This window comes from Phormidium tenue FACHB-1052, assembly GCF_014696675.1.
Classification (GTDB): domain Bacteria; phylum Cyanobacteriota; class Cyanobacteriia; order Phormidesmidales; family Phormidesmidaceae; genus Nodosilinea; species Nodosilinea tenuis_A.
On the sequence record NZ_JACJQN010000002.1, the window covers coordinates 343228 to 368497 of the forward strand.

The following is a 25270-nucleotide window of genomic DNA, read 5'->3' on the forward strand; positions in this document are numbered from 1 at the left end:
TTCTATCATACCTAACGCCTTAGGGAACCAGAACGGTGCGGGGGACTAGGCTACTCGCTGCTGGCTGCGATCGCAGTTTGCGGGCTTGGGCCAGCAGTTGCCACGCCTCAGGCGACAGAGCACCGGGGGCCAACAGGGAGAGTCCAGTCGCGACCTGGCGCTGGCGTAGGGCAACTAAGCCCCAGTGCAGATGCAGGTATTGGCCAATGGCGGCCAGAGTGGGGATGCGATCGCGGTATCCCTCACTCACCCGCCCATAGATGCGTTCTTTAATGGTCAAATTCAGCGCCATGCGGCGGCTGAGCGACATTTTTTGCTCATAGCCTCCGGCCCAGATTGTGCGGTAGGCCAGGCACTCGTTGATAAACAGTGCGTCGCCAAAGTCAGCCAGCTTCACCCAGGCATCGATGTCGTCGTAGTTGGTGGTCATGGTGGTATCCCAGCCGCCCGCTTGTAAAAAGGCGTCGCGGCGGGCCGCTACCTGGGCCGGAGTGCCAAAGGGCACCTGATCCATCAACATGCCGTAGTGAATGGCGCTTTGGGGAATGTAGAAGACTTGGCCAGGGCCGGTGGCGAGGGTGCGGCGAATTTCAGCACCGTGCTCGTCAACCTGGATGGCCTGGCAGGAGCACAGGACGGCTTCGGGATGCTGGCCGATCGCCGCCGTCATTTTCTCAATGCAGTCAGGTGCTAGATAGTCGTCATCATCGAGAAACTTGACCCACTCCCCGCTGGCGGCGGCGACGCCGTGGTTGACGGTGGCGGCGTGGTTGAGGTTTTGAGTATTGCGGTGGTAGACAACGCGATCGCCCAGACTGCGCACATACTCCTCCGTGCCGTCAGTGGAGGCATCGTCAGCAACAACCACTTCGCAGGGTACAGTTTGGTTGAGGCCGCAGGCGATCGCCCGCTTCAGCAACTCCAGCCGGTTGTAGGTGGTGATCACCAAGCTAAATTTCATCGCGGCCCGCTCCAGGTTAACCTACAGGGCTAGCGTTCCCTTAGCAGACCGCGACTGACCAGCAATTAGGACAGCTTGAGCACGGCCATAAAGGCTTCCTGGGGCACATCAACCGTACCGACAGCCTTCATGCGCTTCTTACCCTTGGCCTGCTTTTGCAGCAGTTTTTTCTTACGCGAGATGTCGCCGCCGTAGCACTTGGCCAGCACATCCTTACGCAGGGCGGGGATGCTCTCGCTGGCCACCACTCGGCTGCCGATCGCCGCCTGAATGGGAATTTTGAACTGGTGACGCGGAATTAGTTCTTTGAGCTTTTCGACCAGGGCTTTACCCACGTAGTAGGCCTTGTCGCGGTGAACGATGGATGCCAATGAATCGACCGGGTCGCCATTGATCAGAATGTCGAGCCGTGACAGGTGGTTTTCGCGGTAGCCAATCAGGTGGTACTCCATGCTGGCATAGCCCTTGCTGCGCGACTTCATCTGGTCAAAAAAGTCGGTGACCACTTCGGCCAGAGGCAATTCATAGATTAAGGTGGTGCGGCCCTGGGCCAGGTATCGCATGTCTTTAAATTCGCCTCGGCGACCCTGGCACAGCTCCATCAAGGCCCCCACGTATTCTTCGGGGGTGATCATGTCGAGCTGCACGTAGGGCTCTTCAATTTTTTCGCGGGCTTGAGGGTCGGGCAGGGTGCTGGGGTTGTCGATCTCAAGCACTTCGCCCTGAATGGTGGTGACTCGGTAGATTACCGAGGGCGCGGTGGTGATCAGATCGAGGTTGTACTCGCGCTCCAGCCGCTCCTGCACAATTTCCATGTGCAGCAGGCCCAAGAAGCCACAGCGGAAGCCAAACCCCATAGCGCTGGAGGTTTCGGGCTCGTATTGCAGAGCGGCGTCGCTGAGGCGAAGTTTTTCGAGGGCTTCGCGCAGTTCCTCAAACTGGTCAGAGACGGTGGGGAACAGACCGCAGAAGACCATGGGCTTGGCTTCGGCATAGCCGGGCAAAGCTTCTTTTGCGGGATTCTGCACCAGGGTGATGGTATCGCCCACCCGGGCATCTTCCACGGCTTTGATGGAGGCGGCGAAGTATCCCACTTCCCCGGCGTGAAGTTCATCCACCTCGATTTGAGTGGGGGCCAGCACGCCCAGTTCGTCAACTTCATACTCTTTTCCTGAGGCCATCAGCCGCACCTTATCTTTGCGGCGCAGGGTGCCATCCATGACGCGGAAGTAGACGATCACGCCCCGGTAGCTGTCGTAGTAGCTGTCGAAAATCAGCGCTCGCAAAGGTTGATCGACCGTGTCCGCGGGGGGCGGTACCAGGTAAACGATCGATTCTAAAATTTCGTCAATGCCGATTCCTTGTTTGGCGGAGGCGAGAATGGCACCGCTGCAATCGAGGCCAATGATGTCTTCAATTTCTTGCCGGATGCGCTCGGGTTCGGCACCGGGTAGGTCAATTTTGTTGAGAACAGGGATGATTTCGAGGTTGTTCTCTAGGGCTAGATAAACGTTGGCCAGGGTTTGGGCCTCGACCCCCTGGGAGGCATCGACCACCAGCAGCGCCCCTTCGCAGGCGATTAAAGAACGCGACACCTCGTAGGAAAAATCCACGTGTCCGGGCGTGTCGATCAGGTTGAGAACGTAGTCTTTGCCGTCCTTGGCCTTGTAGTTCATGCGGGCGGCCTGGAGCTTGATGGTGATGCCCCGCTCGCGCTCCAGATCCATATTGTCGAGGAACTGAGCCTTCATTTCGCGATCGCTGACGGTGCCGGTGCGCTGGAGCAGCCGGTCGGCCAGGGTCGATTTGCCGTGATCGATGTGGGCAATAATCGAGAAATTGCGAATCTGAGAGACGGGAACCTCTGTCATACAAGGCTTACCAGCGGCAGTAGTTTACAGACTTTAATATTGTAATCCCTCGTTTGGCGAATGCTTGGGGAGTGAGGGGTTAGGGAAGGTGAGGAGAGGGGGTTAGGTGAGGAAGGGTAGGCTTGTTATGTCAAGGTCTTTAGACCTAATCTGGCAGGGGTTGTGGGCGTTGGTGTTAAACCCACCCATGCCAGGGCTTAGACTGAATGGTAGATTCTAATCCACCCCATACCCGGCAGTTAGGCCACTCACTATGCAACACTCTGCCTCTCCTTCCGGCGAACGGTCGGCGGAAAAAGTCGACCTCTCGGTACAAATTGACAAAGACCTGCTTGATCAGGTTACCCACCTTTCCCCCGACCCCAGCAAGGTGATCGATGTTGCCCTGCGCCAGTGGCTTAGGGGCGATCGCCGCTATGAAGACGACCTGGTGCGCCACCTGCCCCGCAACCCAACGGTGCCCCCCAAAGGTGAGTGGAACGACTAAATATAGGCAGAACGAGGATTCAAGGCATAGGGGTACAGGGGCTAAGGCTACCCTTCGAACCCTGTACCTATCGACCTAAACCGTTCTAATTCCCTCTCAACTAGAGCCATCGGTGTGGGTGGTTGGTTAACATAGGAGCGTTCTGGCCTCTTACCCCTATGCGATCGCGACCTTCTTTCCCGACCTTGGCGGCGGCCAGCCCAGCGGAGGCTATCTCCGCCTGGATCATGGTGCTCAGCCCTACGGCGGTGGTGGAGTCAATTCAAACCGTAGGGATAAAATCTCTGCCAGAGGCGCTAACGGCGAACTGGGTGGGGCGATCGCTGGCCGAAATTGTTTCTTTTGCCACCCCCCAGGCTCTGGGGCAGGCGCTCGAAAGCTTAGCCACCCGCCACGAACCGGTGCATCTGCCGGGGCGCTGCCCGTTGGGTTCCCACAGCATCAATGTGCAGTGGGTGCTGCAACCCCTCATCGGCCTAGACGGTCAGCTCTTTCGCATTGCCGCCACAGGCTACCTGACTGACCTAAACGGGTTGACCGGTGGGCTATGGCAGCGGGCCTTAGACGTGCCCACTGGGGTTCAGGACAACTTGCCCGGGGCCTGCGCCCAGCTGCAAACCTACTCGCCCCGGCTCACCCAAATTACTCGCAACGTTCGCTGGACGCTGGATTTGGCCATCATTCGCCAGCAGACGGTGGAGGGGTTGGGCGACCTGTTTGGAGTGAGCCGCTGCCTAGTGTGCAGCTGTGCCGCCGCCCCCAATCTGGCCCCCGAAACCGCTACGGTGACCGCCGAGTATGTGCGATCGGGCGATTTGCCCAGTTGGCAGGGGCAGGTGTGGTCACTGGCCGAAACGCCTTGCCTCAGTGCTGCCGCCCAGTCGTCGGTGGCAGTGGTGCCGCCGCGACAGCCCGCCGATCCATCCATTGTGGCGGTGGCCACTCGCTACCAAAGCACCATCAACGGCTTTATCGTGCTCCACGATCGCCCCGATCGCCCCTGGTCAGACATTGAGCTAAATTTGCTCACTGACCTGGCCGATCAGGTGGGGACAGCGATCGCCCACGCCACCCTGTTTGGCGAAAGCCACGCCCTCGCCATCAAACTCCAGCAGGCCAACGCCAGCCTGCTCGAAAAGCAGCTTGAGTTTCAAGAGGCCCGCCGTCAGGCCGAAGAAGCGCGCCAGCAGGCCGAAGAAGCCTCGCGCTTGAAGAGCGAGTTTCTAGCCAACACCTCCCACGAGCTACGCACCCCGCTCAACGGCATGATCGGCTTTCTCAGACTTGTGCTCGACGGCATGGCCGACGACCCCGCCGAGCAAGAAGAATTCATTGAAGAGGCCCACAAGTCAGCCATCCATCTGCTACAGCTAATCAACGATGTGCTCGACATCGCCAAGATCGAAGCGGGCAAAATGCAGATTGACATGGGGCCAATTAGCCTCAAGGAGCTGCTGGCCGATCTAGAAAACTTCATGCGCCACCAGGCTGACGAGAAGCACTTGGCTTTCGACATTTTGCTGCCCGCCACCCGCGACGATATTACTGTCAACGGCAACTACCAGCGCCTACTCCAGGTGCTAATCAATCTAGTGGGCAATGCTATTAAGTTCACCCACGAGGGCGGGGTCACCATCAGCGCCGAGGTAAAGCCCCAAAAGGTGGAATACCAGGGCAAAACCTGGCCCGGCCTGGTCAAAATTAGCGTGGCCGACACGGGCATCGGCGTGTCGCTAGAAAAGCAGGATCGATTGTTTCAAAGTTTTAGTCAGGTGGATGGCGATCGCACCCGCCAGTATGGTGGCACTGGCCTAGGGCTAGCGATTTCCCAGCGCCTAGTCGAGGCCATGGGCGGCGTGGTGCAGTTCATCAGCATGGGCGAAGGGCTAGGCTCGACGGTGACCTTTACGGCACTGCTCTACCAGAAGCCGGTGGTGATCGACAAAGAGCCGGTGTATCCGGCGAAGTAAGTGGCATCCTTGAATTTACGAAAGAATCACCAACGGGTGACTCGCAGATTTCACAGGGATTTCACAGGTACCTGGAGATATTGATCAGGCATTTCAGTATGGTTGCGAATAGCAAAAAACTGACGCTCGATGTTCTTCAGAGCTGCAGCGCTGTAATAGACTGTGCCACAGTCACTGCAAATCTCTACTGGGGTGTTGGGGACAATTAAATATTGCCCTTGATGACTGCATAGATAAGTAATTTGGCGTTCTTCGAAGTCCGCCCTACCGCAGGTGTTGCATTTGATATCTCGCATCCGTTAAGCCCTTGTTTTTGGGTCAATAAATTTGGGCGGCCCTGGTATGTAGACTATGATGACGGCAACTTGCTCCTCTCGCCAACCGCAGACAACGTGAATGGGAAAGTTACTGGAATAACCGAGAATTAAGCAGCTTTCGCCACGGCCTGTATCTAGATATTGCTCTAGAACTTCTCAATTTAATAAAGCTTCTTCTATCTGCATCAAGGTCAAATCATTGGCTTTGCGCTCAATGTCTGCATGGGAGGTATAGACATATTCCTCAGAGCGAATTTTCTCCTGAATGCTCTCAATATCTAATTCTGCCATCACCCCTCTACCCATCCGCTACTCTGCTAGCTTTCAGGCTTCAAACGTACTCTTCGCAGACCTTGCCAGGCGGGCGTAAACAGCTCGCGATCGGCAACCCGGTCTACCTAGCTTAAGTAGGCAGGTCGTGCAGCTTGCGACTGGGTTAACTGGCTGTGCAGAGCATCCCAGTTCTCTGTTTTAATCAGGGCTTTCATCTGCTCTAGCTGCTGCTGGTACCTAGTCAAGGCATCCAGCAGTGCCGCGCGGTTGTGGCGGGCCATCAGTGTGCCCAGCTCAGGCACGCCGCCACCGACGCGGCTGGTGTCTTGAAAGCCAGAGCTGGCTAAGGTTTGAGCAAGCGCAAGAATAGCGGGATCAGCTTCCCCCTGGCAGGCAAGGATGAGGCTGCTGCTGACCATTACCGGCAGGTGCGAGATCCAGGCGACGGCGCGATCGTGCTGGTCGGGGTGGCACTGGCAGAGGTTCGCGCCGAGGGAGGTGGCGATCGCCCTCACCCGTTCCAAAGCCTCTGGATTCGTTGTCGCAGTTGGAGTGAGCACGTAGGGGCGATCGCGGAACAACCCCACCTCTGCGACCGCCAGCCCAGCTTCAGCCTTACCCGCCATCGGGTGCCCACCCACAAAGCCCGGCCACAGCGCCTCTAGACTGGGCACCAGTTCCCCTTTCACCGAGGCCACATCGGTGACCACCGCGCCCTCAGATAGATAGGGGGCGATCGCCGTCGCCGTCGCCACCACAGCATCAATCGGGGTGCAGATAAACACCACATCGGCCCCCGCCACCAGCGCCAAGTCTGTGCCAGCCTCGGTGACAGCTCCCATGGCCAAGGCCTGCTCAGCCGTTTCTGCGCGCCGGGCAATGCCCACGACGGGATGACCGTACCGAGTCAAGTCGAGCCCCAGCGATCCGCCGATTAGGCCCAGGCCAATGATGGCAATGCGTTCCATAGCTGTAACCCCGTATCCACAGCAAACCCTATCAGCATATCGGTGGGGGGATACCTAAAGACCTCAACCAGTCATCTATGCGACAATGAACCCCTGTGGCTTGAGCGGGCAACCCTCCACTTACTTCAGTCGTCAACCGTTCCAATTAATTCTTTCGTGGCGCTGCGGCGTTTCCCCCCGTGATAGAAGCCCAAGTACACCAACAACTGCGCGCGCTGCTGCGGGAATGGGGAGAGCCAAGCTGGCCCCACCACCTGACGCTGGCAAGGCTGGTGGCGCGGGCGCTGCGGCTGGGGCGCAGCGCGTTGATGCAGGTAGGTGGCCTGTCGGCCTACCAGGGCGAGTATCGCCTCAGCTATCTGATCGCGCTGATGATGTGGCCCGGCCCGGCGGTGGTGGTGGCCCCCGACCCCACGGCCCAGCGGGTGCTGATGGTTGATATTCCTCGGCTGCAAGAAAAGCTGCGACTGCGAAAGCCGGTGCAGATAGGCGATCGCTGGCCGGGCGACGGGTTCGACGGGCTGCTGATTACCACGCCCGAGGCCTGGCTGGGCGATCGCCTGGGGTCAGGCACCCAGTTCCCCGACGGCACCCCCACGCTGATTGACGATGCCGACAACCTCGAACTGTGGCTGCACCAGCAGTTCACCGCCAACCTCATTACCCTCGACTGGACTCATTTGGCCCTGGCTTACCCCGACCACCAGAGCCTCATTCAAGATACCCACGTGGCGCTGACCCATGCCGCCTTTCAACGCCCGGCCAACCCCTACCACCGCTACCTGCTCGAAGAAGGCGATAGCCAGCAGCTCCAGCGGCTACACCAGGTGTTGACCGCCAACCGCGCCAGCTCCCCCCAGACCGAGGGGCCGATGCCGCCCCAATGGGCAACGTTCTGGCAGCGGTTTAACCCGCCCGATCACCTGCTGTGGTTTTCGGTCGATCGCGATCGCGGCCAGATGGCGCTGCACTGCGCCCCGGTCGAACTCGCCACCGCGATGACTTCCGTGTGGCCCCGCCAGCCGGTGGTGCTAATTGGTGCCGCCCTTGACCCTGACGAAGCAGCCGAAAACTTTCGCCAGCGGTTGGGCCTGGGCGATCTCACCTGTCTCCAGTTCACCCCCAATCGGCAAAACGACGCTATTCAGCTCTACTTGCCCACCCACCTGCCTCTGCCTAACACCCCCCAGTTTCAGGGGGTGCTGCACCAAGAAATTCGCCGCCTGCTGAATGTCGCCCGGCCTCAGATCTCTGGCCCCACGGTCATCTTGCTGGATGATTTGCCCCTGAAGGGACAGCTAGGAGCAATGCTAGCTGGAGAATTTGGCTCACGGGTGCAGGTGGAGAATGCCGCCATTGACGCCAACGGCATTCTGGTCAGCGGCTGGGCGTTTTGGCGGCAGCACCAGGCGCGGTTGCCGCCTCCGGCGCTGCTGATTATTGCGACCCTGCCCCTGCCTTCTTTAGAGAACCCAATGGTGGCGGGGCGGGTAGCCTATCACAAGCGGCGGCGGCAGGACTGGTTTCGGCTGTACCTCTTTCCCACGGCGGTGACGGAGTTGCAGCGGGCTGTGGCCCCCTCGCGGCTGCACGGGGGCACCGTAGCTCTGCTTGACACTCGCGTTCACTACCGCAGCTATGGGGCGCAAATCTTAGAGGCGCTGAGCCCGGCGGCCTGCACGCGATCGCTGCCCACCCAGTGGGGGCTTTAGGACTTCTATGGCGTCCCCAGTTCGCTATTCTTTATAAAGAACGAACATAGCGATCGCAACTGTTTAGGACGTGACAGGGTAGACCCATGGGCGAATCAAAACGACGCAAAGAACAGCTAGGTGAGAAGTACGGTCAGTCAGAGCCAATTTTACCCTGGCTGCCAATTACCAAAGATCAGTCGCAGCAGTTCATGAAGTGGACTGGCCGGGGCACTTGGGGTGCCATTGTGCTGATCATCGCCTTTTGGATTACGCTTCGGTTTGTTGGCCCCAGCTTGGGCTGGTGGACGTTGGCAGACTAGGGCGAGCCAGGTAGCGCCTCAGTTAGCTTTGTCAGCTGCCTGTGTCCTAACGTTACTTAGTCCAACGCTGATTTCAAGGTTTGAAGACAAAACCGAGGCAAATCACCCGCCAGCGCTAAGAAATCGTAACTGACGCTTCCCGTCTTCCTTTGAATCTGGGTAGAGTGGAGGAGGTGGTTGCGCGGGAGCTTACGGGTATATGCTGAGTCAACAGCAGTCTGGCCCCCAGCGGGGAGAACCCCTGGCCGAAGGGGGCGCTAAAGATTTTAGTCTGATCATCGATGAGGCCGACTCGGCCTTGGGACTGTCTGAGGTGATGGTGCCGGTACCCCAGAGTGGTAACCAGTCTTGGCGGCTGCTGCTGATTACTTTGTTGGGCTGCTTTGCCGCCAGTGGCGCAGCATTAGGGGCATTTTTCTGGCTGATTAATCTGCCTCCCACGGCCAACTGTGACAACCCAGCCTCGGTAACGACCGATCGCGCCCAGCTATTTTGTGCCCAAGTGGCGGCTGAGTCGGGTGAACTGCCCGACGTGCTGACTGCCCTCGACCTGGCGGGCAGCTGGACGACCGGACACCCGCTCTACTATGAAGTGCAGCCTTTAATTGAGCAGTGGTCTTGGGTAGTGCTCAAGGCCGCTGAGCAGGAGCTGCGCAGCAACGGCAGCATGGAGCAGGCCCAGGCGCTGGTCAGCCACATTCCAGTCGAGAGTCCGGTGTTTGCCACCGCCCAAGAGACCATGCAGACCTGGCAGGGCGAGTGGGAACAGGGCGAAGCGATTATGGCTACGGCCCAAACCGCGCTGAAGCAAAAAGATTGGGCCACAGCGTCTCAGCAAGTGCTGGCCCTGGGCGAGCTGAATAATTCTCACTGGCGGGTGGCCCAGGTACAGGCTCTGTCGCGCCAAATTCGCCTGGAGCGTCGGGCTCAAGAATTGCTGGGTGAGGCAGTGGCCACTGCTGTCCCCGGTGGCAGCGATCGCCTCGCCGCCGCTCTGCGCACCGCCAGCCAGATCGATGAGAGCACCTACGCCCGCCAGCAGGTGCAGCCCTACCTCGATCGCTGGAGCGATCTGCTGCTCAAGCTGGGTCAGGACAAGTGGTATGCCTCGGAACTCGACGCGGCGATCGCCCTAGGCCGTAGCGCCGCCCTCAACCCCAGCCGTGCCAAAGCCGCCCAAGAGCTGATTTGGATTAGCCAGGCCCGCCAGATGGCTCAAAAAAGCCTGACCACCTGGCGCACCTCCCCCGACCAGCTGGTGACGCTCTACCAGGCTATGCTGCTGGCTAACCGCCTACCCGCCGACAGCCCCTACTATCCCCAGGCCCAGTCGAGCGTGGTGAGCTGGCGCAGCCACATGGGCGAGCTGGCCCGCCTGCAAACCGCCCAGGCTATGGGCCAGGTGCGCACTAAAGACACGCTGAAATCGGCCATTGGCCAGGCCGCCCAGGTGCCCCTGGGGCATCCCCGCCGGGTGCAGGCCCAGACGATGGTGGCCCACTGGCGACAGGAGATCGAGCGGTTAGAAGATCGCCCCCAGCTAGTCAAAGCCCACGAGCTGGCCAGCGCCAAAACCTTTGAAAGCTTGCAGGAGGCGATTCAGACCGCCAGCGGCATTGCCCTCCACCGAGCCCTGCGCAGCGAGGCCCAGAGCTGGATCTATATCTGGACGAGCGAAATCCAGGTGATGGAAGACCGGCCTTTGCTCAACCGGGCGCGATCGCTTGCCCAGCGGGGCCAGCTGTCCCAGGCCATTGTCGAAGCCAGCAGCGTCAAGCCCGGACGCGCCCTCTACGATGAAGCCAGAGCCGCGATCGCCGGTTGGCAGGGAGAGATCGCCGCCGCTGAGCGGGCTCGTCTGCGCGCCGTTGAGCGGGCCGCCGCCCGTCAGGCCGAGGCGCTAGCGGCCAAAGAGGATGCGGCCACGGAGGCGACTGCCGCTGAAGCCTCCCTTGAGGAGGCGACGACCTCGCCCCTCGAAGAGGGCCTACCGATCGCCCCCGCACCAGCCACCTCCGACTCGCGCTGGCCGCAGTCCCCCCTGCCCGATCGCATTGACACCGTCCCTGGCGCAGCGGCTCCCGCTGAGGCAGGAGCCCCAGAGCTGCCGCGATCGCCCCAGCCTCTCACTGCTCCTGCGGCAGAACCCAACCCGGTGGATCTCGCTCCGGCTCCTTTACCATCAGCGATGCCGCCCCCACCGCTGGTGGCACCCTCAGCCCCAGCCCCCCCACCCCTCGAACTCATGCCCGATCCGGCGGCGGCTCCCGCTGGGGAACCCCAGGCGACGCAGCCCATAGCCCCAGTCATATCGGCCCAGCCCCAGCCCGAATTCCTGACCCGTGCGCCGATGGGATTCCCCCCTGCCGCCAGTCACAATACCGACGTATTGGTTTCGGGAGCGCTTTACGCCGGATATTGATCCCGAATATTGATCAACGGGTATTGATGACCGGGTTCAGCGCTGACCCATGGCTCTACCGTCGATCGGCCTCGCCAGCATTGCTGCGCAGCACCATCTCCTGGTGGCGAAGCGTGTTGTTAGCGATCTCCCACGGAAAGGTGAACGACTCAAAGGACTCGCTGGTGATGCGATCGACATCTAGATCGCTCACCACCCGTTTGAGAATGTCAAACAGCTTTTCTCTCAGGGCATTCAGTTCTTCCAGCGATTGAGCTTTGTCAACCTCATCGATCAGCGCCAGAATTTCTAGGTTGTAGGTGTCGGCCCGATTCTTTTGCTTGCCCAACAGCCACGATCGCAGCTGCCACAGGCTCGACATGGCCAGCACCCCCACCGACAGCAGCAGCCCAATCGGCTCGGCATACTCCACCAAAAACTCCGGCTCTCCCTGGCTGTAGAAAGCTTCAGCCCCTGAGTGCAGCGGCAGGCCCAAGTCTCCCGAAGTATCCAGACGAATTCTGGCGGCGCGTGGGTATAGAGCCACCAGCTCGTTGCGATTTTGGTGCAGGGTGCGGGTGAGGGCATTCACCACCTTGGGGGGCAGAGCCTCGTGGGCCACCAGCAGGGCATTCACCGCCACCACCGGCAGGTCGGCGGCGGGCACAGGCCGACCGCCGTTGTAGGTGCCCTTAGGAATTATCTGAGCCTCAAGGTAGGGCAGCGATAGCTGGAGGGCGTCGGCCTGATCAATAGGAATCAGGCGAGTGGTGCTGGTTTGCAGTAGTTCCCCCACGGCGGGGTTGCCCAGGGTAATCACCCGAAACAGGGCATCCACCTCCCCAGCGGCCAGAGCGGCGTGGGCCTGGTCAGCGGGCATAGGCAAAACCGTCATGGTGTCTGCACCCAGCCCGTAGTGCTGCACCAGCGGCCAGAACAGGGCATAGGAGCCGCTGCCCTCGGGCATCAGGGCCACCCGCTTGCCCCGCAGATCGGCTACGCCGTTGATATCGGCATCGGTGTGCGCCAGCAGATGAAACAGTTCAGGGAAGAGCAAGGCCACCGCCCGCACCGGTGGTTGCACCGGCGTATCGCTCTGCACCAGGGCTAGCTGGGCCGCATTGGTCTTAAGCAAATCCATATTTTGCAGAGAGCCATTGGTTTCGAGCACCTCAATGGCAATAGTGGGGTGGTTGCGGGCCACCACCTCGGCAAAGGCCTGGCTAAAGGCGTAATATTCGCCCGTGCTGCCGCCTGAGGCCAGCACCAGACGGTAGGTGCGGGTGTGCTCGCGCACCAAAAAAAAGGCCGAGGCCACCACCCCCACTAGACTCAGCACCACCACCGGCAAGACAAGCTTTCCCTGCATAGATCTCCTGGGCCGATATAAAATGGGGATTGGCCAATTTTGCCGTGGGAGCTAACCCAAATCCAGCTCAGGATTGATAGCTTTTCCACCGGCGGAACTCTACCTCTGGAATTGGATTGGGTTTAAATACATACCTATGGCTCTACTCCAAAATTTACCTCAGGTATCCGATACTCTGCGCGGACGCACCGTTGGGCGCAGCTTCCAGGCGGTGTTTCTACTGGCGATGGTATCGGTGCTGCTGCTAGGGGCCTTTGGGCTACGGCTATTTCAGCTTCAGGTGGTGGAGGGCGATCGCAATCGTCAGCTAGCCGACACCAACCGCATTCGCCTGGTGCCCAAGCGCCCGGCCCGAGGCACTATTTTTGACCGCAATGGCAAGATTTTAGCCGGTAGCCGCCTGTCGCACACCGTGTCAATCTGGCCCATTGCCCTGCCCCGCGACAAATGGCCAATGGTGATCAATCGCCTGTCCAAGGTGCTCAGCATGCCCCCCGACGAAATTCAAAGGCGTCTAGAGCAGGCGGGCTATGAATCGATTGAGTCGATTACCATCGCTCGCGGCATTAGCCCTGCCCAGGCCACGGCCCTGGCCGAATACACCAACGAGCTGCCAGGGGTGCGTCTGGAGGCTGAGGCGGTGCGCAACTACCCCAACGGCGACCTAGCTGCCCATGTGATTGGCTATACGGGCGAACTCACTGACGAGCAGCTCAAGGCCCGCCGCGAGAAGGGCTACCGCCTGGGGGATGTGGTGGGGCAGATGGGAGCCGAGGCCGCCTTTGAGAGCACGCTCCACGGGGCTTGGGGCGGCCAGCAGGTGGAGGTCGATAGCGCCGGACGCATCATCAGCATTTTGGGCGATAAACCTGCCGTTGCGGGGAAAGACATTCAGCTCACCATCGACATTGAGCTCCAGCGGGCGGCAGAGGCGGCCCTGGGCAACCGCGAGGGGGCGATCGTCGCCATCGACCCGCGCAACGGCGCGGTGCTGGCCATGGCTAGCTGGCCCACCTACGACCCCAATATTTTTACCACCCGCATTACCGAGGCCCAGTGGCAGCAGCTCCAGGGAGCCGATCACCCTTTCCTCAACCGATCGCTGCAAGCGTTTCCACCGGCCAGTACGTTCAAGATCGTCACCACGGCAGCGGCCCTGGAGTCGGGCAAATACGATCCGGGCACGGTTCTGCCGACCTACCCCTACATTCAGGTGGGGGGCATTCAGTTCGGCGATTGGAACCGGGCGGGCTTCGGCCCCCTGAGTTTTCCTGGCGCGATGGCCTGGAGTAGCGACACCTTTTTCTACCAGGTCGCCATGCGCCTGGGTGGCCCCACCCTGATTGAAATGACCCGCCGCTTTGGCTTTGGCCGCAAAACTGGCATTGAGCTAGGGGCCGAAGAGAGCGCTGGCTTGGTGCCCGACGACGCCTGGAAGCGCGAAGCCCTTGATACCCCTTGGGTGATTGGCGATGCCATCAACATGTCGATTGGCCAAGGGTTCATGCAGGCTACCCCGTTACAGGTGGCCAACATGTTTGCGGTGGCTGCCAATAACGGCTACAACATCAAGCCCCACCTGCTCAAAGACAATGAAGAGCACCGCAACTGGAAAGAGTCTTTGGAGCTGAGCGATGCAACCATCGATATTTTGCACCGGGGGCTGCGGCAGGTGATTACAGGCGGCACAGGCCAGAGCCTCAACGTACCCCACCTGCCTCCCCTGGCAGGTAAAAGTGGCACCGCCGAAGCCCCTCCCGGCCTTTCTCACGCTTGGTTTGGGGCCTACGCCCCAATGGAAAACCCCGAGGTGGTGGTGGTGGCCTTTGCCGAACACTCGGGCGGCGGCGGCGGTAAGGTGGCAGCCCCCATGGTGTTGAAGGTGTTAGAAGCCTACTTCAAAGCCAACCAGACTGCGGCAGCGCCCTAGCTGCGGCTGGCCAGGCTGAAGTTGCGAAAGTGCTGGGCCTGGGCCTCAATGCGGCAGGCGAGGCGATCGCACACCAGGCCACACAGGTCAAAAATCAGCTCGTCGGCAACGCTGTAGTAGGCGGAGGTGCCCTCGGTGCGGCGGCTGAGAATGCCCGCCTGGAGCATCACCTTGAGGTGCTTAGAGACATTGGCCTGGCTGGTTTGAGTGGCTTCAACTAGCTCCTGCACGCATTTTTCACCCTCCCGCAGCAGGTTGAGAATTCGTAGCCGCATCGGCTCACTGAGGACGCTGAAATACTCCGCTACCTGCTGCACAACTTCAACTGAAACCGGTTCTACAGAGTCCATCGGGGTTTAGGGGGTAGGCTCGGGTGTGTGCGAACGATTCTCAGTAATCTTAACAACTATTGTATTTTTGCAGTTATGCATAGCGATACAGTCATCAAATCTTGTCAATTGCTTAGCCCTGATCCCCGTGGGGTTTAATCGAACTTCAGGCAACGAGATTTTGCCAAGACCTTGGGCCATGGCCCCCGCCGTGAGATTCTTAAAGATAGCGTTCACCCACCCTGAGGATTGCTGTGAAAGCCATCACCCTGCTTGGATCAACTGGGTCTATCGGTACCCAGACCCTCGACATTTTGGAGCACCACCCCGACCAGTTTCGCCTGGTGGGCATTGCCGCAGGGAACAACGTAGATCTGCTGGCCCAGCAGGTGCGCCAGTTTAAGCCCGAGATCGTCGCCATCTGCAACCCTGAGAAGCTGGGTGAACTGCGCGATGCCCTGGCAGGGATGGATCCGATGCCTCAGATTCTGGCGGGCGACGACGGCATTGTGGAAGTGGCTCGCTACGGCGACGCTGAGGCCGTAGTGACGGGTATTGTGGGCTGCGCCGGGCTGCTGCCCACCCTGGCGGCGATCGAGGCCGGTAAAGACATCGCTCTAGCCAACAAAGAAACCCTGATTGCCGGTGGCCCCGCCGTGCTGCCCCTGGTCGAAAAGCACGGCGTGAAACTGCTGCCCGCTGACTCTGAGCACTCCGCCATTTTCCAGTGCCTCCAGGGAGTGCCCAGGGATGGCCTGCGGCGAATTTTGCTGACCGCTTCGGGCGGTGCCTTCCGCGACTGGCCGGTGGAAAAGCTGGCTCAGGTGACGGTGGCCGACGCCCTTAAGCACCCCAACTGGTCGATGGGCCGCAAGATCACGGTCGATTCGGCCACGCTGATGAACAAGGGCTTAGAGGTAATCGAGGCCCACTACCTGTTTGGCATGGACTACGACCAGATCGATATCGTCATCCATCCCCAAAGCATTATTCACTCGCTGATTGAGCTGCAAGATACGTCGGTGCTGGCTCAGCTGGGTTGGCCCGATATGCGCCTGCCGCTGCTCTATGCCCTCTCCTGGCCCGATCGCATCTACACCGACTGGGAACCCCTCGACCTGGTCAAAGCGGGCGACCTCACCTTCCGCGAGCCCGACCACGCCAAGTATCCCTGCATGGATCTGGCCTACGCCGCTGGTCGAGCGGGCGGCACGATGACCGCCGTGCTCAACGCCGCCAACGAGCAGGCGGTGGCGCTATTCTTAGACGAGAAGATCCATTTCTTGGAGATTCCGAAAGTGATTGAAGGGGTGTGCGATCGCCACCGCTCCCACAATGTCACCCAGCCAGTGCTGGCCGACATTCTCGCTGCCGACCAGTGGGCCAGGGCCGAAGCCACCAGCGTCAGCGAGTCGTTGACCCCAGCCACTGTCGTTTCAATGGGATAGGAGGATACCCGTGGAACTGCTGATTGTACTGGGGGCGATCGTGATTGCGATCGTGGTGTTTGGCTGGGTGTTTAAGCTGATTAAAAACACCATTCAAACGGTGCTGGTGGTGGCCTTTTTGCTGCTGGCGCTCTACTTTCTCTTTGGCATCGGCCCCGACGCCATATGGAATCAAATTCAAACCTGGCTCAGTGGCGGGCAAAATCGGTAGGGCAGGCCAGCCAGGCACAATTTAAGCTTGGCGAGCTGCTAACCACCGGGCTAGCGATCGCTGGCTTTCGCTACTGCGCCTGCCAGCCAGTAAGCCTTCGGTACCAATATGTTCATCTAGCTGCGGCCATTCTATGGCATAGCCGTCGCCCAGCAGTTGCCAGTCGCTTCTTTCTTTGGGAGACCCATGCAGCAACCGAGGGTACCAAGCTAGGGGAATTGCTAGGCTGCGACCGTCGGCCAACTCAACCACCAGTTTTTCCTGGTCTATGACTACGGAGGTAGCTAGTGGTTCAGTTTCAAGGATTAAAGTAGTCATGCCAAGCCTCTAGAAGAATGTCTTGGTTTTCCTCGACAATTTCGGCAATTTTGTTGAGTTGGTGGTCTTTGAAACCACGATTTTTCTCTAATGTAACTGGGCTGAGCCAAAATTTGGCGATCTGGCGATCGCGCTTAACGTGGATATGAGCGGGTTCACCTCGATCAGAACTGAAGAAGATAAAGCTGTAAGGCCCGACCTGAAGTACGGTAGGCATTGACAATACTTGGGTGAGATGGCTTTCTAAATCTAGACAAAACCATAGTTTGGGAAGATTGAGTAGTCAACAGCACGCTGTGGCGATTACGCAAACACCACGGTGCGGTTGCCGTAGACTAGGGTTCGGTTTTGCAGGTGCAGCCGCACGGCGCGGGCCAGCACAATGCGCTCCACATCTTTGCCTTTGCGGATTAGTTCCTTCACGTCGTCGCGGTGGCTGATGCGCACCACATCTTGCTCGATGATTGGGCCTTCATCGAGGTCGGAGGTGACGTAGTGGGCAGTGGCCCCGATAATTTTTACCCCCCGTTGAAAGGCCCGCTGATAGGGGTTGGCCCCCATAAAGGCGGGCAAAAACGAGTGGTGAATGTTGATGACGCGATCGTACTTATGCAGAAAGCCGGAGCTGAGCACCTGCATGTATTTGGCCAGCACTACCAGGTCAATGTTGTATTTCTTGAGGAGTTCTAGCTGCCGCTGTTCTTGCTCAGCCTTTGTGTCTTTGGTCATGGGCAGGTGCTCGAAGGCAATGCCAAACTGGTCGGCGACGGGTTTGAGGTGGGGATGGTTGCTGATGATCAGCGGAATTTCGGCCTTGAACTCGCCCGCTTTGTGCCGCCAGAGCAGGTCGAGCAGGCAGTGGTCTTGGTGGCTAACCCAGATTGACAGCTTGGGCACGGCGTCAGAAAAGTGAAGTTGCCAGGTAGCGCCGAGAGGTTGGGCGATCGCCCCAAACGCCGCTCCAATAATCTCCCTCGGCAGGTTGAACCCCTCTAGCTCCCACTCTAAGCGCGATAAAAACAACCCCGCCTCAGGGTCGCGGTGCTGGTCAGCGTGGAGAATGTTGCCGCCGTTGGCGTAGATAAAGTTGGCAATCTTGGCCACCAGACCCTTTTGGTCGGGGCAAGAGAACAGCAAAATAGCGGTGGGAGAGCCCATGGGGAGAAAAAAGAATTGCTGGCTTAGCCTAGCACCCGCGACACACTCAGTTTGCAGCTTCAGGAGCAGGGCTGGCAGTAGGCGCAGGCGTAGGCTGAGCTTCACCCGCCGGGAGCTCTACAGTAGGTGCTGGAGCGGGTGTCGGAGTGGGGGCTGGGGCGGGCGGCGCTGCCGCTGGTGTGCTGCTCTCTGGGGTTGAACTGGCTCCCGGATTGGCTGGGGCTGGGGTTTCTACCGGCATCTTCCACTCGGCAAGGGGGCGATTGATGCCGTTGGCCACATCGCGGGTGACGACGAGCACGGAGTATTCTGACTCTCCGGCAGGGGGCCAGGGATCAGGATCAACCACCGCGTAGTTGGCGCTGCCGCTAAAGTCGGGGCCACCCAAAATCAGCTCGTGCTCGGTACCGTCTTTGAGGGTGACGGTGACGATGCCGAGGGGAGCGTTGAAGCCAAAGTCGGTAGCCTGATCGGCCCCCATGGTGACAGTTTGTAGGGGCGAGTCGGTGTTGAGGCGGCTGAGAAGGAAGGCGATCGCCCCCGGTTCAGCCAAGGCTTTGTCCGGCGCTGTCATTTGCCAGGTTTCGTCGTCGCCCTGTGTAAAGACCAGAGTTTCGTTGCCGCGATCGACGGTGAGGGTGGCGACATCGGCTTCTTCAAAGGTGAAGATAGGCGCGGTGGACTCGGTTTCGGTAGCTGATTCGGGGGATTGCGATCGCTGCGACTCAGCAATCAGCACCCCGGCCCCCAGCAAAAAAGCCACCCCGACCAGCATTACCGTACTGCGCTTAAGCTTCATACCCGCTCACCAAAACTCCCAGGTCGTAGGATAAATCCTGCTGTGCTGATCCATCCTACGACTTGGGAGGCTGATTGTATCGAGGTTTATCTGTCACTAGCCGATGTTGTTCATCTCGGATGCACTTGGCTCAGAGCATATCCGAGATGAACTAAGCTGCGGCGAGAGCGGGGGCGGGAGCCGTTGAGGTAGAGAGCTGGGCCAGAATGCCGTTGACATTGGTTTTGGCGTCGCCAAACAGCATCAGCGTGTTGTCGTTGAAGAACAGCGGATTTTCTACCCCAGCATAGCCCGACGCCATGCCGCGCTTGAGCACCACTACGGTATCGGCTTCCCAGACTTCCATCACGGGCATGCCGGCGATCGGGCTATTGGGGTCATTTTTGGCACTGGGGTTGACGGTGTCGTTGGCACCGACCACTAGCACCACATCGGTGTGGGACAGGTCATCGTTGATTTCATCCATCTCCAGCACGATGTCGTAGGGCACGTTGGCCTCGGCCAGCAGCACGTTCATGTGGCCAGGCATGCGGCCCGCCACGGGGTGGATGCCAAACCGCACCTGTTTGCCCTGGGCGCGGAGCAGGCGGGTAATCTCCGCCACGGGGTGCTGGGCTTGGGCCACGGCCATGCCGTAGCCGGGGACGATGACCACGCTCTGGGCGTTGGCCAGCAGTTCGACAACTTCGCCTGTGGTGGTGCTAGTGGCACTGCCCTCCAGGGCAGCCGCCTTGCCGGAGCTAGCGGTTTCTCCAAAGCCCCCCAGCAGCACGTTGACGAAGGAGCGGTTCATGCCTTTGCACATGATGTAGCTGAGAATGGCTCCACTGCTGCCCACCAGTGCCCCGGTAATAATCAGCAGGTCGTTGTTGAGCATAAAACCCGCTGCTGCCGAAGCCAGCCCCGAGTAGCTGTTGAGCAGCGAAATCACCACCGCCATGTCGGCCCCGCCGATCGCCATCACGATCACAATGCCAAAGACGCCTGCGATCGCCGTCATCGCTGCCAAAATCCACATCCCTGGGTTGCCAGTAGCGGTGAGAAAGGGTACTAGAAGGTAGGCGATCGCCCCCAGCATTCCCAGCGTGAATACGTGGCGTGCGGGCAGCAGCACCGCCCGGCTGGGCACCCAGCCTCGCAGCTTGGCCACCGCAATCATCGACCCGGTAAAGGTGACGATGCCAATGAACACGCCAATATAGATTTCCACCCGGTGAACGGTAATATCTGTGCCCGTGAGCGCCGCACTGGGCTGGAGGTATTCGGCAAAGCCGACTAGAACAGCGGCCAAGCCCACAAAGCTGTTGAGCAGCGCCACCATTTCGGGCATATCGGTCATTGCCACGCGGGCAGCGGCCAGCACACCCACCAGCACACCGAGGCCGATGGAGCCAATCTGGACGGGGTAGCCCTGGCAGATCAGCGCCGTGGCCCCAAAGGCGATCGCCATGCCGAGAATGCCCAGCAGGTTGCCCCGCTTAGCGGTTTCTGGCTGCGACAGCCCCGCCAGACTGAGGATGAAGAGAGCGCTGGCGGCGATGTAGGCGGTGGTTACGAGGTTGTTTTCCATTGCTGGGGAGATGAAGGGACGAGGGGGAATGGGGTGGAAGGGTAAGGGGTGGATGGGTGGGGAGTGAGGAGTAGGGAATTCTGCTGGACGCTTGGGTTTGGGACTCAAGACCCCTTACCCCTTACCCCCTACCCTTCACGGCTTACTTGTGGAACATGTTCAACATGCGCTGCGACACCATGAAGCCCCCGGCGATGTTGACGGTGCCGAGGAAGAGGGCGATCGCTCCCAAAATCGTCATTGGTGAAGCGATGTTGTTAGAAATTTGCAGCATGCCGCCGATGATGATGATGCCGCTGATGGCGTTGGTGACGCTCATTAGGGGAGTGTGTAAGCTGGGCGACACGTCCCAAATCACCTTCCAACCGAGGAAGCTGGCGAGGACAAAGACCGTCAGGTGGGTCATAAACGAGGCGGGAGCCCAGAGGCCGATAGCCACACAGGCCAGGCCAATTAGCACGGGCCAGAGCAGCTGACTAAACCAGGACTTAGCAGCGGGAATTTCCTCAGCGGTTGGGGAGGTAGGGGAGGTGGGGGAGACGCTGGGAGCGGGGGCTTCTACCTTGGGAGGGGGCCAGGTGACTTGGCCGTTGTGAATCACGGTGGTGGCGCGAATCACCTGGTCTTCCATGTTGACGATGAAATTTTCGGCTCCGCCCAGGTCGCTGAGCAGGTGCACCAGGTTGTTGCCGTAGAGCTGGCTGGCCTGGGAGGCCATGCGGCTGGGTAGATCAGTCAGGCCGATGATGGTGACGCCGTTGTGCGAAATCACCTGGCCGGGCTCGGTGACTTCGCAGTTGCCCCCCTGTTCAGCGGCCAGATCGACCACTACCGAGCCTGGCTTCATGCTCTCGACCATCTCTTGGGTAATCAGCAGCGGCGCTGGTTTGCCGGGGATCAGTGCTGTGGTAATGATGATGTCAACATCCTTGGCCTGCTGGGCAAAGAGAGCCATTTCGGCGGCAATAAAGGCCGGGCTCATCACCTTGGCGTAGCCGCCTTCGCCGCTGCCGTCTTCTTCAAAGTGCAGCTCTAGAAATTCTGCGCCCAGGCTCTGCACCTGTTCTTTGACCACTAGGCGGGTGTCAAAGGCTTTAACGATCGCCCCCAAACTCTTGGCTGCCCCGATCGCCGCCAGCCCGGCCACGCCAACCCCAATCACCATCACTTTGGCGGGGGGCATTTTGCCAGCGGCGGTAATCTGCCCGGTGAAGCAGCGGCCAAAGTGGCTGGCGGCCTCGATCACGGCTCGGTAGCCGCCGATGTTGGCCATCGAGCTGAGGGCATCCAGCTTTTGGGCGCGGGAAATACGGGGGACAGAATCCATTGCTAGGACAGTGCCGCCCTGGTGGGCTAGCTGCTCTAGCAGCTCGGGGTTTTGGGCGGGCCAGATAAAGCTGACCAGGGTTTGCTCGGGCTTGAGTAGGGTGGCCTCGTGGCGATCGAGGGTGGGATGGTGCTGGGGCGATCGCACCTTGAGCACCACGTCAGCAGCCTCCCACAGGCTAGCGGCATCGACCATCACCGTGCAGCCAGAGGCTTGGTAAGCGCTGTCAGTAAAGCTGGCTCCGGCTCCGGCCTGGGTTTCGACCAAGACCTCAAAGCCTAGTTTTTGCAGTTTTTTGGCAGTCTCGGGGGTAGCGGCGACCCGCTGTTCGCCCGCAAACACCTCCTTTGGAATGCCCACCTTAAGCCCAGTGGGGGCGGTATCTAGGGGAGCGGCTACAGAATTGTCTTTGGGTGCTGCAATGGTCATAGGGAGTTTCGAGGGAAAGGGCCTTAAACAAAAACGCAGGCGGTAGACGGGAGAATAACGATAAAAAAGATCCCAACCTTAGCGCTAGGGAAACGGGATCGAGAGAGAGTCAAATTTTGCGTCAGGCTCAGCGAGCGCGAGGCAGTGAAGTTGTTTGTGGGAGGGGCGATCGGCTTTGCCGTCTCAAAGGGAATTGCACGGTCGAGGCCTAAAGGTTTCAGGCAGTGGCAAAGGGGCTGTGCTGCCACACAACCCCGGCTTCTAAGGAATGCCCAGAATTGTTAATCAGTCTAAATGGCCTGGTTTTACATGGATTTTCTACAAAATTGCCCCATTCTGCTGACTACTACGATCTCCCCTATTGACCTAGATGGTCTAGATATTCAGATTGTTTTTTGATTTCAACAAAATGAAACACTTCAGGGTGCGATCCCCTGGCAAAGCATTGGCAGAAAATCTCCGTCCATTATTTGGCATGGTAAAAGTATCGCCCACCCCCAAGGGTCAAAACTTCCAAAATATTTTATGTCTGACAACGTTACGGGGGGCGGTTGTCAGCGATAGGAAATAACATCTTTTTTTGTTACAAAACGAGTCTTTCCTCGGCCAATTCTAAAAAAACTGCACTAGGGCTTCTATCAGTTCTAAAAATCCTGCCACTTCAGCGGCTTGGGTGACGTAGGTGGGGTGATAGGTGAGCCGAGGCCAATAGTCGGTCACGTTGGCCACCCCCACCGACTGCGGAAACAGGGCTGGGTTAAACATGCTCTCGTCGTTGGGGCTGTCGCCCACGGTTAAAACTTCAGTGGCGGCGATCGGCGCAAAGTAGCGCTCGACCACCCGCTGCAAGCCCGCCGCCTTAGACTGGCCCAGCGTAAACAGGTGACACTGCACGGTGCTGTAGGTAAACCCCCAGGCTAGCGATTGGCAGAGCTGCGCCATTTCATCTAGATCGGCCTGGGTCAGGCCTTCAATGTCAAACGTCCAGTCGGTGAGGCGAAAGCGATTGTCGTCTGATTCGCGCAGCTGGGGCCACCGCCACTGGAGTTGGGCAAAGGCCTGTTGCAGCAGCTGGCGGTGGGCGACCAGGTTGGGAATGTCAACGAGCGGCTCTGGCGGGCCGTTGTGGGGAAAGTAGATGCCGCCGTTTTCGGCCATGGCTCCGACTACGGGCAGATAGTGGGCCAGGCCATTCACCCAGCCCGCCGATCGCCCCGTGACAATCATCACCGGCAGGCCCAACCCCTGGAGCTGCTCTAGCCCCTGCAGCAGGGCAGGGGTAAACTTGCCCTGGCGGGTGAGGGTGCCATCCATGTCGGTGGCTAGTAGCTGGGGCCGGGGTGAAAACCCGTGGCTGGGTAATGGTTGAACTTCGCCCATCGAGTTTACACTTTGTGGTTACTGTGGACAGGTCACTGTGGCTGAATGCACGCTATGAGCACGTTAGCACCCGATCAACGCAACTATTACTACTTACTGGAAGGGGGCCGAGCGGGGGTGCACAAGCCTATTTTGGCAGCCCTCTATGCCGTGCATAACCAGCCCCAGCTCACCGAGGGCGAAACGGGCCTGGGCATTGCCCCGGTGAACCAGGTGGATATGGCCGAGGTCGAGACGTTTGCGGCCCAGGTGCAGTACGCGGCCAATACCCTGCGCAGCCTCACCAATGGCCTCGTTGAGCAGGGCTGGAGCGGGGCCGACATCTGGGATGCCAGCGTGGGACGCTACAGCGATCGCTTTCTGCAGGCGGTAGCCAATGGCTTTACACCGACGGAGGGCGATCGCGATGCCGCCCAGCTCGAACCCAGCGATGCTGCCGCCCTTTTGCAGGCTTACCTCGAAGACCTCAGTACCGACTACAGCGGGGCGCAGCTGCCCCAAACGGTGGGCCAGCTCGATCCGGCCCTGCTGGCCTTTGCCGAACGGGTGCCACCCAACTACGGACGGCTCGATTTTCAGCGCCAGGCCATGGTCGAGGCGGTGCGGCTATGGCGACAGCTTGACACGGCAGCGGCGGTATACGACGTGTTGAGCGTGCCGGTGGTTGACCAAGTGCCCGACGAAGCGGCTCTGGACAATGCGCTGGTGGGCTTTATGCAGTCGGTGGCTCGCTACTACACGGGCTACCCCAACCAGCGGGAGGCGCTGATTCGCCTGGTGCAGCTGTGGCGGGCGATGGATGCGCGGGAAGATGCGATCGCCTGGCTGCTCACCAACGACCCCTTTGCCCATGAAACGAACCTGGAAACTCTCGACCCAGCGTTGCTTGCCTTTGTGCAAAAAATACCCAATCTCTACAACGGCCAGGGCGATCTGCGCTTTGCGCTGACCGAGGGCTACCGCCGCTGGTTTGGCCTCGACTCGCGCACCACCGCCATTCAGCAGCTGGGGCTCAACCCCGATGATTTGGCGCAAACTGCCGACAAACCAGATGCCCTGGTGATGACCGCTCGCACTCTCGATCGCGCCCTGCTCGACTTTGCTGCCCATATTCCCACCACCTACACTCCCAGCGAAGACCAGCGGGAGGCGTTGATTCGCTTGGTGCAGCTGTGGCGGCGGCTGGAGGGGCGGATTCCCGCGATTCAGTCGCTGTTTGAAGATCTGCGGCGGCTGGAGCGATCGGCCCTCCCGTCACCTGAAGCCATGCCCGCTCCGGTGCCTGCCCCGCCGCCGCCGCGCCCCGCCCAGTGGACGCCTAACAATATTCAGCTCGACGCCAGCATTGTGTCCAACGGCAACTTTACCTGGGCAGAGGCAACTCGTGGCGGTGCCCGCATGCCCTCTAACCAGGCCACGGTGGATGCCATTGTGCGCATTGCCGCCCTGGCCCAGCAGGCCCGCGATCGCATTGGCCGCCCGTTCATGATCACCAACTGGTATCGCCCCGCTGCGATCGACAGTCGAGTCGGTGATGCCTCCGAGAGCCGTCACATCGTAGGTGACGCTATCGACTTTTACTGCACAGGGCTAACTGGGAACCAGGTCTATTGGGCACTGGATCCCTGGTGGCCGGGAGGGTTGGGGCGCTACAGTCAGTTTCCGGCACTGGTGCATTTGGACGCGCGGGGGGCTAAGGCGCGGTGGACGCGTTAGGGGAGTGGGGGTAAGGGGTAGGGA

The 25270-nt window shown here is 59.6% G+C and carries 23 protein-coding genes and 1 pseudogene; 9 read left to right on the forward strand and 15 right to left on the reverse strand.

Translation table 11 applies throughout. The features are described 5' to 3' along the window. Positions 1-19: 19 nt before the first annotated feature. A complete protein-coding gene (locus tag H6G07_RS05450; protein WP_073607188.1) occupies positions 20-961 on the reverse strand; it encodes a glycosyltransferase family 2 protein in 942 nt (313 codons plus the stop codon). 65 nt (positions 962-1026) lie between these two features. Next, positions 1027-2832 carry a translation elongation factor 4 gene (gene lepA / locus H6G07_RS05455; RefSeq protein WP_073607187.1) on the reverse strand — a complete coding sequence of 602 codons (1806 nt, stop codon included), beginning with the start codon at positions 2830-2832 and terminating at the stop codon, positions 1027-1029. 253 nt (positions 2833-3085) lie between these two features. Between lepA and H6G07_RS05460 the strand changes: the two genes are divergently transcribed. Together H6G07_RS05460 and H6G07_RS05465 are read left to right on the forward strand one after the other, a co-directional pair. Next, positions 3086-3319, forward strand: a complete 234-nt coding sequence (locus tag H6G07_RS05460) for a hypothetical protein (protein WP_073607186.1) — start codon at positions 3086-3088, stop codon at positions 3317-3319. 158 nt (positions 3320-3477) lie between these two features. Further along, the gene (locus tag H6G07_RS05465; protein WP_073607185.1) at positions 3478-5289 is read left to right on the forward strand and encodes an ATP-binding protein; all 1812 of its coding nucleotides are present in this window, start codon (positions 3478-3480) and stop codon (positions 5287-5289) included. A 50-nt stretch (positions 5290-5339) separates the two neighbouring features. Here H6G07_RS05465 and H6G07_RS27010 read toward each other — a convergent pair whose 3' ends face one another. The 4 genes and pseudogenes from H6G07_RS27010 to H6G07_RS05480 all read right to left on the reverse strand — a co-directional run bounded on the left by H6G07_RS27010 (position 5340) and on the right by H6G07_RS05480 (position 6847). Next, positions 5340-5585, reverse strand: coding sequence for a type II toxin-antitoxin system MqsA family antitoxin (locus tag H6G07_RS27010; RefSeq protein WP_073607184.1), 246 nt, complete (start codon positions 5583-5585; stop codon positions 5340-5342). Positions 5586-5588: 3 nt separating this feature from the next. Further along, positions 5589-5750 (reverse strand): annotated as a pseudogene (locus H6G07_RS27015) (DUF4258 domain-containing protein); the annotation flags it as partial. A gap of 12 nt (positions 5751-5762) precedes the next feature. Next, positions 5763-5897, reverse strand: a complete 135-nt coding sequence (locus H6G07_RS26615; RefSeq protein WP_277882047.1) for a hypothetical protein — start codon at positions 5895-5897, stop codon at positions 5763-5765. Between the two features lie 107 nt (positions 5898-6004). After that, entirely contained in the window at positions 6005-6847 is an 843-nt protein-coding gene (locus H6G07_RS05480) for a prephenate/arogenate dehydrogenase (protein ID WP_073607183.1), read from the reverse strand. Between the two features lie 179 nt (positions 6848-7026). On the opposite strand from H6G07_RS05480, the gene H6G07_RS05485 reads away from it, so the two are divergent. From H6G07_RS05485 to H6G07_RS05495, 3 genes are all read left to right on the forward strand, one after another. Continuing rightward, on the forward strand, positions 7027-8559 hold the full coding sequence (locus H6G07_RS05485) for an ATP-dependent DNA helicase (protein WP_073607182.1): 1533 nt from the start codon (positions 7027-7029) through the stop codon (positions 8557-8559). A gap of 86 nt (positions 8560-8645) precedes the next feature. Continuing rightward, positions 8646-8861 carry a DUF2839 domain-containing protein gene (locus H6G07_RS05490; RefSeq protein WP_073607181.1) on the forward strand — a complete coding sequence of 72 codons (216 nt, stop codon included), beginning with the start codon at positions 8646-8648 and terminating at the stop codon, positions 8859-8861. A gap of 199 nt (positions 8862-9060) precedes the next feature. Continuing rightward, complete coding sequence (locus tag H6G07_RS05495) at positions 9061-11283, forward strand: hypothetical protein (protein WP_073607180.1); 2223 nt, start codon at positions 9061-9063, stop codon at positions 11281-11283. 55 nt (positions 11284-11338) lie between these two features. Here the strand turns inward: H6G07_RS05495 and H6G07_RS05500 are convergent, their stop codons facing one another. After that, on the reverse strand, positions 11339-12631 hold the full coding sequence (locus H6G07_RS05500; RefSeq protein ID WP_073607179.1) for a TAXI family TRAP transporter solute-binding subunit: 1293 nt from the start codon (positions 12629-12631) through the stop codon (positions 11339-11341). 136 nt (positions 12632-12767) lie between these two features. Between H6G07_RS05500 and mrdA the strand changes: the two genes are divergently transcribed. Next, positions 12768-14561, forward strand: coding sequence for a penicillin-binding protein 2 (gene mrdA, locus H6G07_RS05505; protein ID WP_073607178.1), 1794 nt, complete (start codon positions 12768-12770; stop codon positions 14559-14561). On the opposite strand, the gene H6G07_RS05510 is transcribed toward mrdA, so the two are convergent. Further along, positions 14558-14911: an ArsR/SmtB family transcription factor gene (locus H6G07_RS05510; protein ID WP_073607177.1), complete on the reverse strand. Its 354-nt coding sequence runs from the start codon at positions 14909-14911 to the stop codon at positions 14558-14560. The genes mrdA and H6G07_RS05510 overlap by 4 nt on opposite strands. A gap of 233 nt (positions 14912-15144) precedes the next feature. On the opposite strand from H6G07_RS05510, the gene dxr reads away from it, so the two are divergent. Further along, entirely contained in the window at positions 15145-16338 is a 1194-nt protein-coding gene (gene dxr / locus H6G07_RS05515; RefSeq protein ID WP_073607176.1) for a 1-deoxy-D-xylulose-5-phosphate reductoisomerase, read from the forward strand. A 10-nt stretch (positions 16339-16348) separates the two neighbouring features. Then, positions 16349-16549, forward strand: a complete 201-nt coding sequence (locus H6G07_RS05520; RefSeq protein WP_073607175.1) for a hypothetical protein — start codon at positions 16349-16351, stop codon at positions 16547-16549. Between the two features lie 21 nt (positions 16550-16570). Here H6G07_RS05520 and H6G07_RS05525 read toward each other — a convergent pair whose 3' ends face one another. From H6G07_RS05525 to H6G07_RS05555, 7 genes are all read right to left on the reverse strand, one after another. Continuing rightward, positions 16571-16867, reverse strand: coding sequence for a DUF2442 domain-containing protein (locus H6G07_RS05525; protein ID WP_073607174.1), 297 nt, complete (start codon positions 16865-16867; stop codon positions 16571-16573). Continuing rightward, a complete protein-coding gene (locus H6G07_RS05530; RefSeq protein WP_073607173.1) occupies positions 16848-17084 on the reverse strand; it encodes a DUF4160 domain-containing protein in 237 nt (78 codons plus the stop codon). Before H6G07_RS05530 ends, H6G07_RS05525 begins: the two co-directional genes overlap by 20 nt. A gap of 86 nt (positions 17085-17170) precedes the next feature. Continuing rightward, on the reverse strand, positions 17171-18025 hold the full coding sequence (gene purU / locus H6G07_RS05535; RefSeq protein ID WP_073607172.1) for a formyltetrahydrofolate deformylase: 855 nt from the start codon (positions 18023-18025) through the stop codon (positions 17171-17173). 46 nt (positions 18026-18071) lie between these two features. Beyond that, entirely contained in the window at positions 18072-18824 is a 753-nt protein-coding gene (locus H6G07_RS05540) for a hypothetical protein (RefSeq protein WP_139296924.1), read from the reverse strand. 151 nt (positions 18825-18975) lie between these two features. Next, the gene (locus tag H6G07_RS05545; RefSeq protein WP_277882048.1) at positions 18976-20502 is read right to left on the reverse strand and encodes an NAD(P)(+) transhydrogenase (Re/Si-specific) subunit beta; all 1527 of its coding nucleotides are present in this window, start codon (positions 20500-20502) and stop codon (positions 18976-18978) included. 34 nt (positions 20503-20536) lie between these two features. After that, positions 20537-22150 (reverse strand): Re/Si-specific NAD(P)(+) transhydrogenase subunit alpha, encoded by a 1614-nt coding sequence (gene pntA, locus H6G07_RS05550; RefSeq protein WP_073607169.1) that lies wholly within the window; start codon positions 22148-22150, stop codon positions 20537-20539. 612 nt (positions 22151-22762) lie between these two features. Continuing rightward, positions 22763-23530 carry an HAD family hydrolase gene (locus H6G07_RS05555; RefSeq protein WP_073607168.1) on the reverse strand — a complete coding sequence of 256 codons (768 nt, stop codon included), beginning with the start codon at positions 23528-23530 and terminating at the stop codon, positions 22763-22765. 54 nt (positions 23531-23584) lie between these two features. On the opposite strand from H6G07_RS05555, the gene H6G07_RS05560 reads away from it, so the two are divergent. Beyond that, entirely contained in the window at positions 23585-25246 is a 1662-nt protein-coding gene (locus H6G07_RS05560; RefSeq protein ID WP_073607478.1) for a D-Ala-D-Ala carboxypeptidase family metallohydrolase, read from the forward strand. Positions 25247-25270: the final 24 nt, after the last annotated feature.

Coding starts and splice junctions, on each gene's coding strand:
- H6G07_RS05450 (WP_073607188.1), bottom strand. CDS start 961: ATGAAATTTAGCTTGGTGATCACCACCTACAACCGGCTGGAGTTGCTG.
- lepA (WP_073607187.1), bottom strand. CDS start 2,832: ATGACAGAGGTTCCCGTCTCTCAGATTCGCAATTTCTCGATTATTGCC.
- H6G07_RS05460 (WP_073607186.1), top strand. CDS start 3,086: ATGCAACACTCTGCCTCTCCTTCCGGCGAACGGTCGGCGGAAAAAGTC.
- H6G07_RS05465 (WP_073607185.1), top strand. CDS start 3,478: ATGCGATCGCGACCTTCTTTCCCGACCTTGGCGGCGGCCAGCCCAGCG.
- H6G07_RS27010 (WP_073607184.1), bottom strand. CDS start 5,585: ATGCGAGATATCAAATGCAACACCTGCGGTAGGGCGGACTTCGAAGAA.
- H6G07_RS26615 (WP_277882047.1), bottom strand. CDS start 5,897: ATGGCAGAATTAGATATTGAGAGCATTCAGGAGAAAATTCGCTCTGAG.
- H6G07_RS05480 (WP_073607183.1), bottom strand. CDS start 6,847: ATGGAACGCATTGCCATCATTGGCCTGGGCCTAATCGGCGGATCGCTG.
- H6G07_RS05490 (WP_073607181.1), top strand. CDS start 8,646: ATGGGCGAATCAAAACGACGCAAAGAACAGCTAGGTGAGAAGTACGGT.
- H6G07_RS05495 (WP_073607180.1), top strand. CDS start 9,061: ATGCTGAGTCAACAGCAGTCTGGCCCCCAGCGGGGAGAACCCCTGGCC.
- H6G07_RS05500 (WP_073607179.1), bottom strand. CDS start 12,631: ATGCAGGGAAAGCTTGTCTTGCCGGTGGTGGTGCTGAGTCTAGTGGGG.
- mrdA (WP_073607178.1), top strand. CDS start 12,768: ATGGCTCTACTCCAAAATTTACCTCAGGTATCCGATACTCTGCGCGGA.
- H6G07_RS05510 (WP_073607177.1), bottom strand. CDS start 14,911: ATGGACTCTGTAGAACCGGTTTCAGTTGAAGTTGTGCAGCAGGTAGCG.
- H6G07_RS05525 (WP_073607174.1), bottom strand. CDS start 16,867: ATGACTACTTTAATCCTTGAAACTGAACCACTAGCTACCTCCGTAGTC.
- H6G07_RS05530 (WP_073607173.1), bottom strand. CDS start 17,084: ATGCCTACCGTACTTCAGGTCGGGCCTTACAGCTTTATCTTCTTCAGT.
- purU (WP_073607172.1), bottom strand. CDS start 18,025: ATGGGCTCTCCCACCGCTATTTTGCTGTTCTCTTGCCCCGACCAAAAG.
- H6G07_RS05540 (WP_139296924.1), bottom strand. CDS start 18,824: ATGAAGCTTAAGCGCAGTACGGTAATGCTGGTCGGGGTGGCTTTTTTG.
- pntA (WP_073607169.1), bottom strand. CDS start 22,150: ATGACCATTGCAGCACCCAAAGACAATTCTGTAGCCGCTCCCCTAGAT.
- H6G07_RS05555 (WP_073607168.1), bottom strand. CDS start 23,530: ATGGGCGAAGTTCAACCATTACCCAGCCACGGGTTTTCACCCCGGCCC.
- H6G07_RS05560 (WP_073607478.1), top strand. CDS start 23,585: ATGAGCACGTTAGCACCCGATCAACGCAACTATTACTACTTACTGGAA.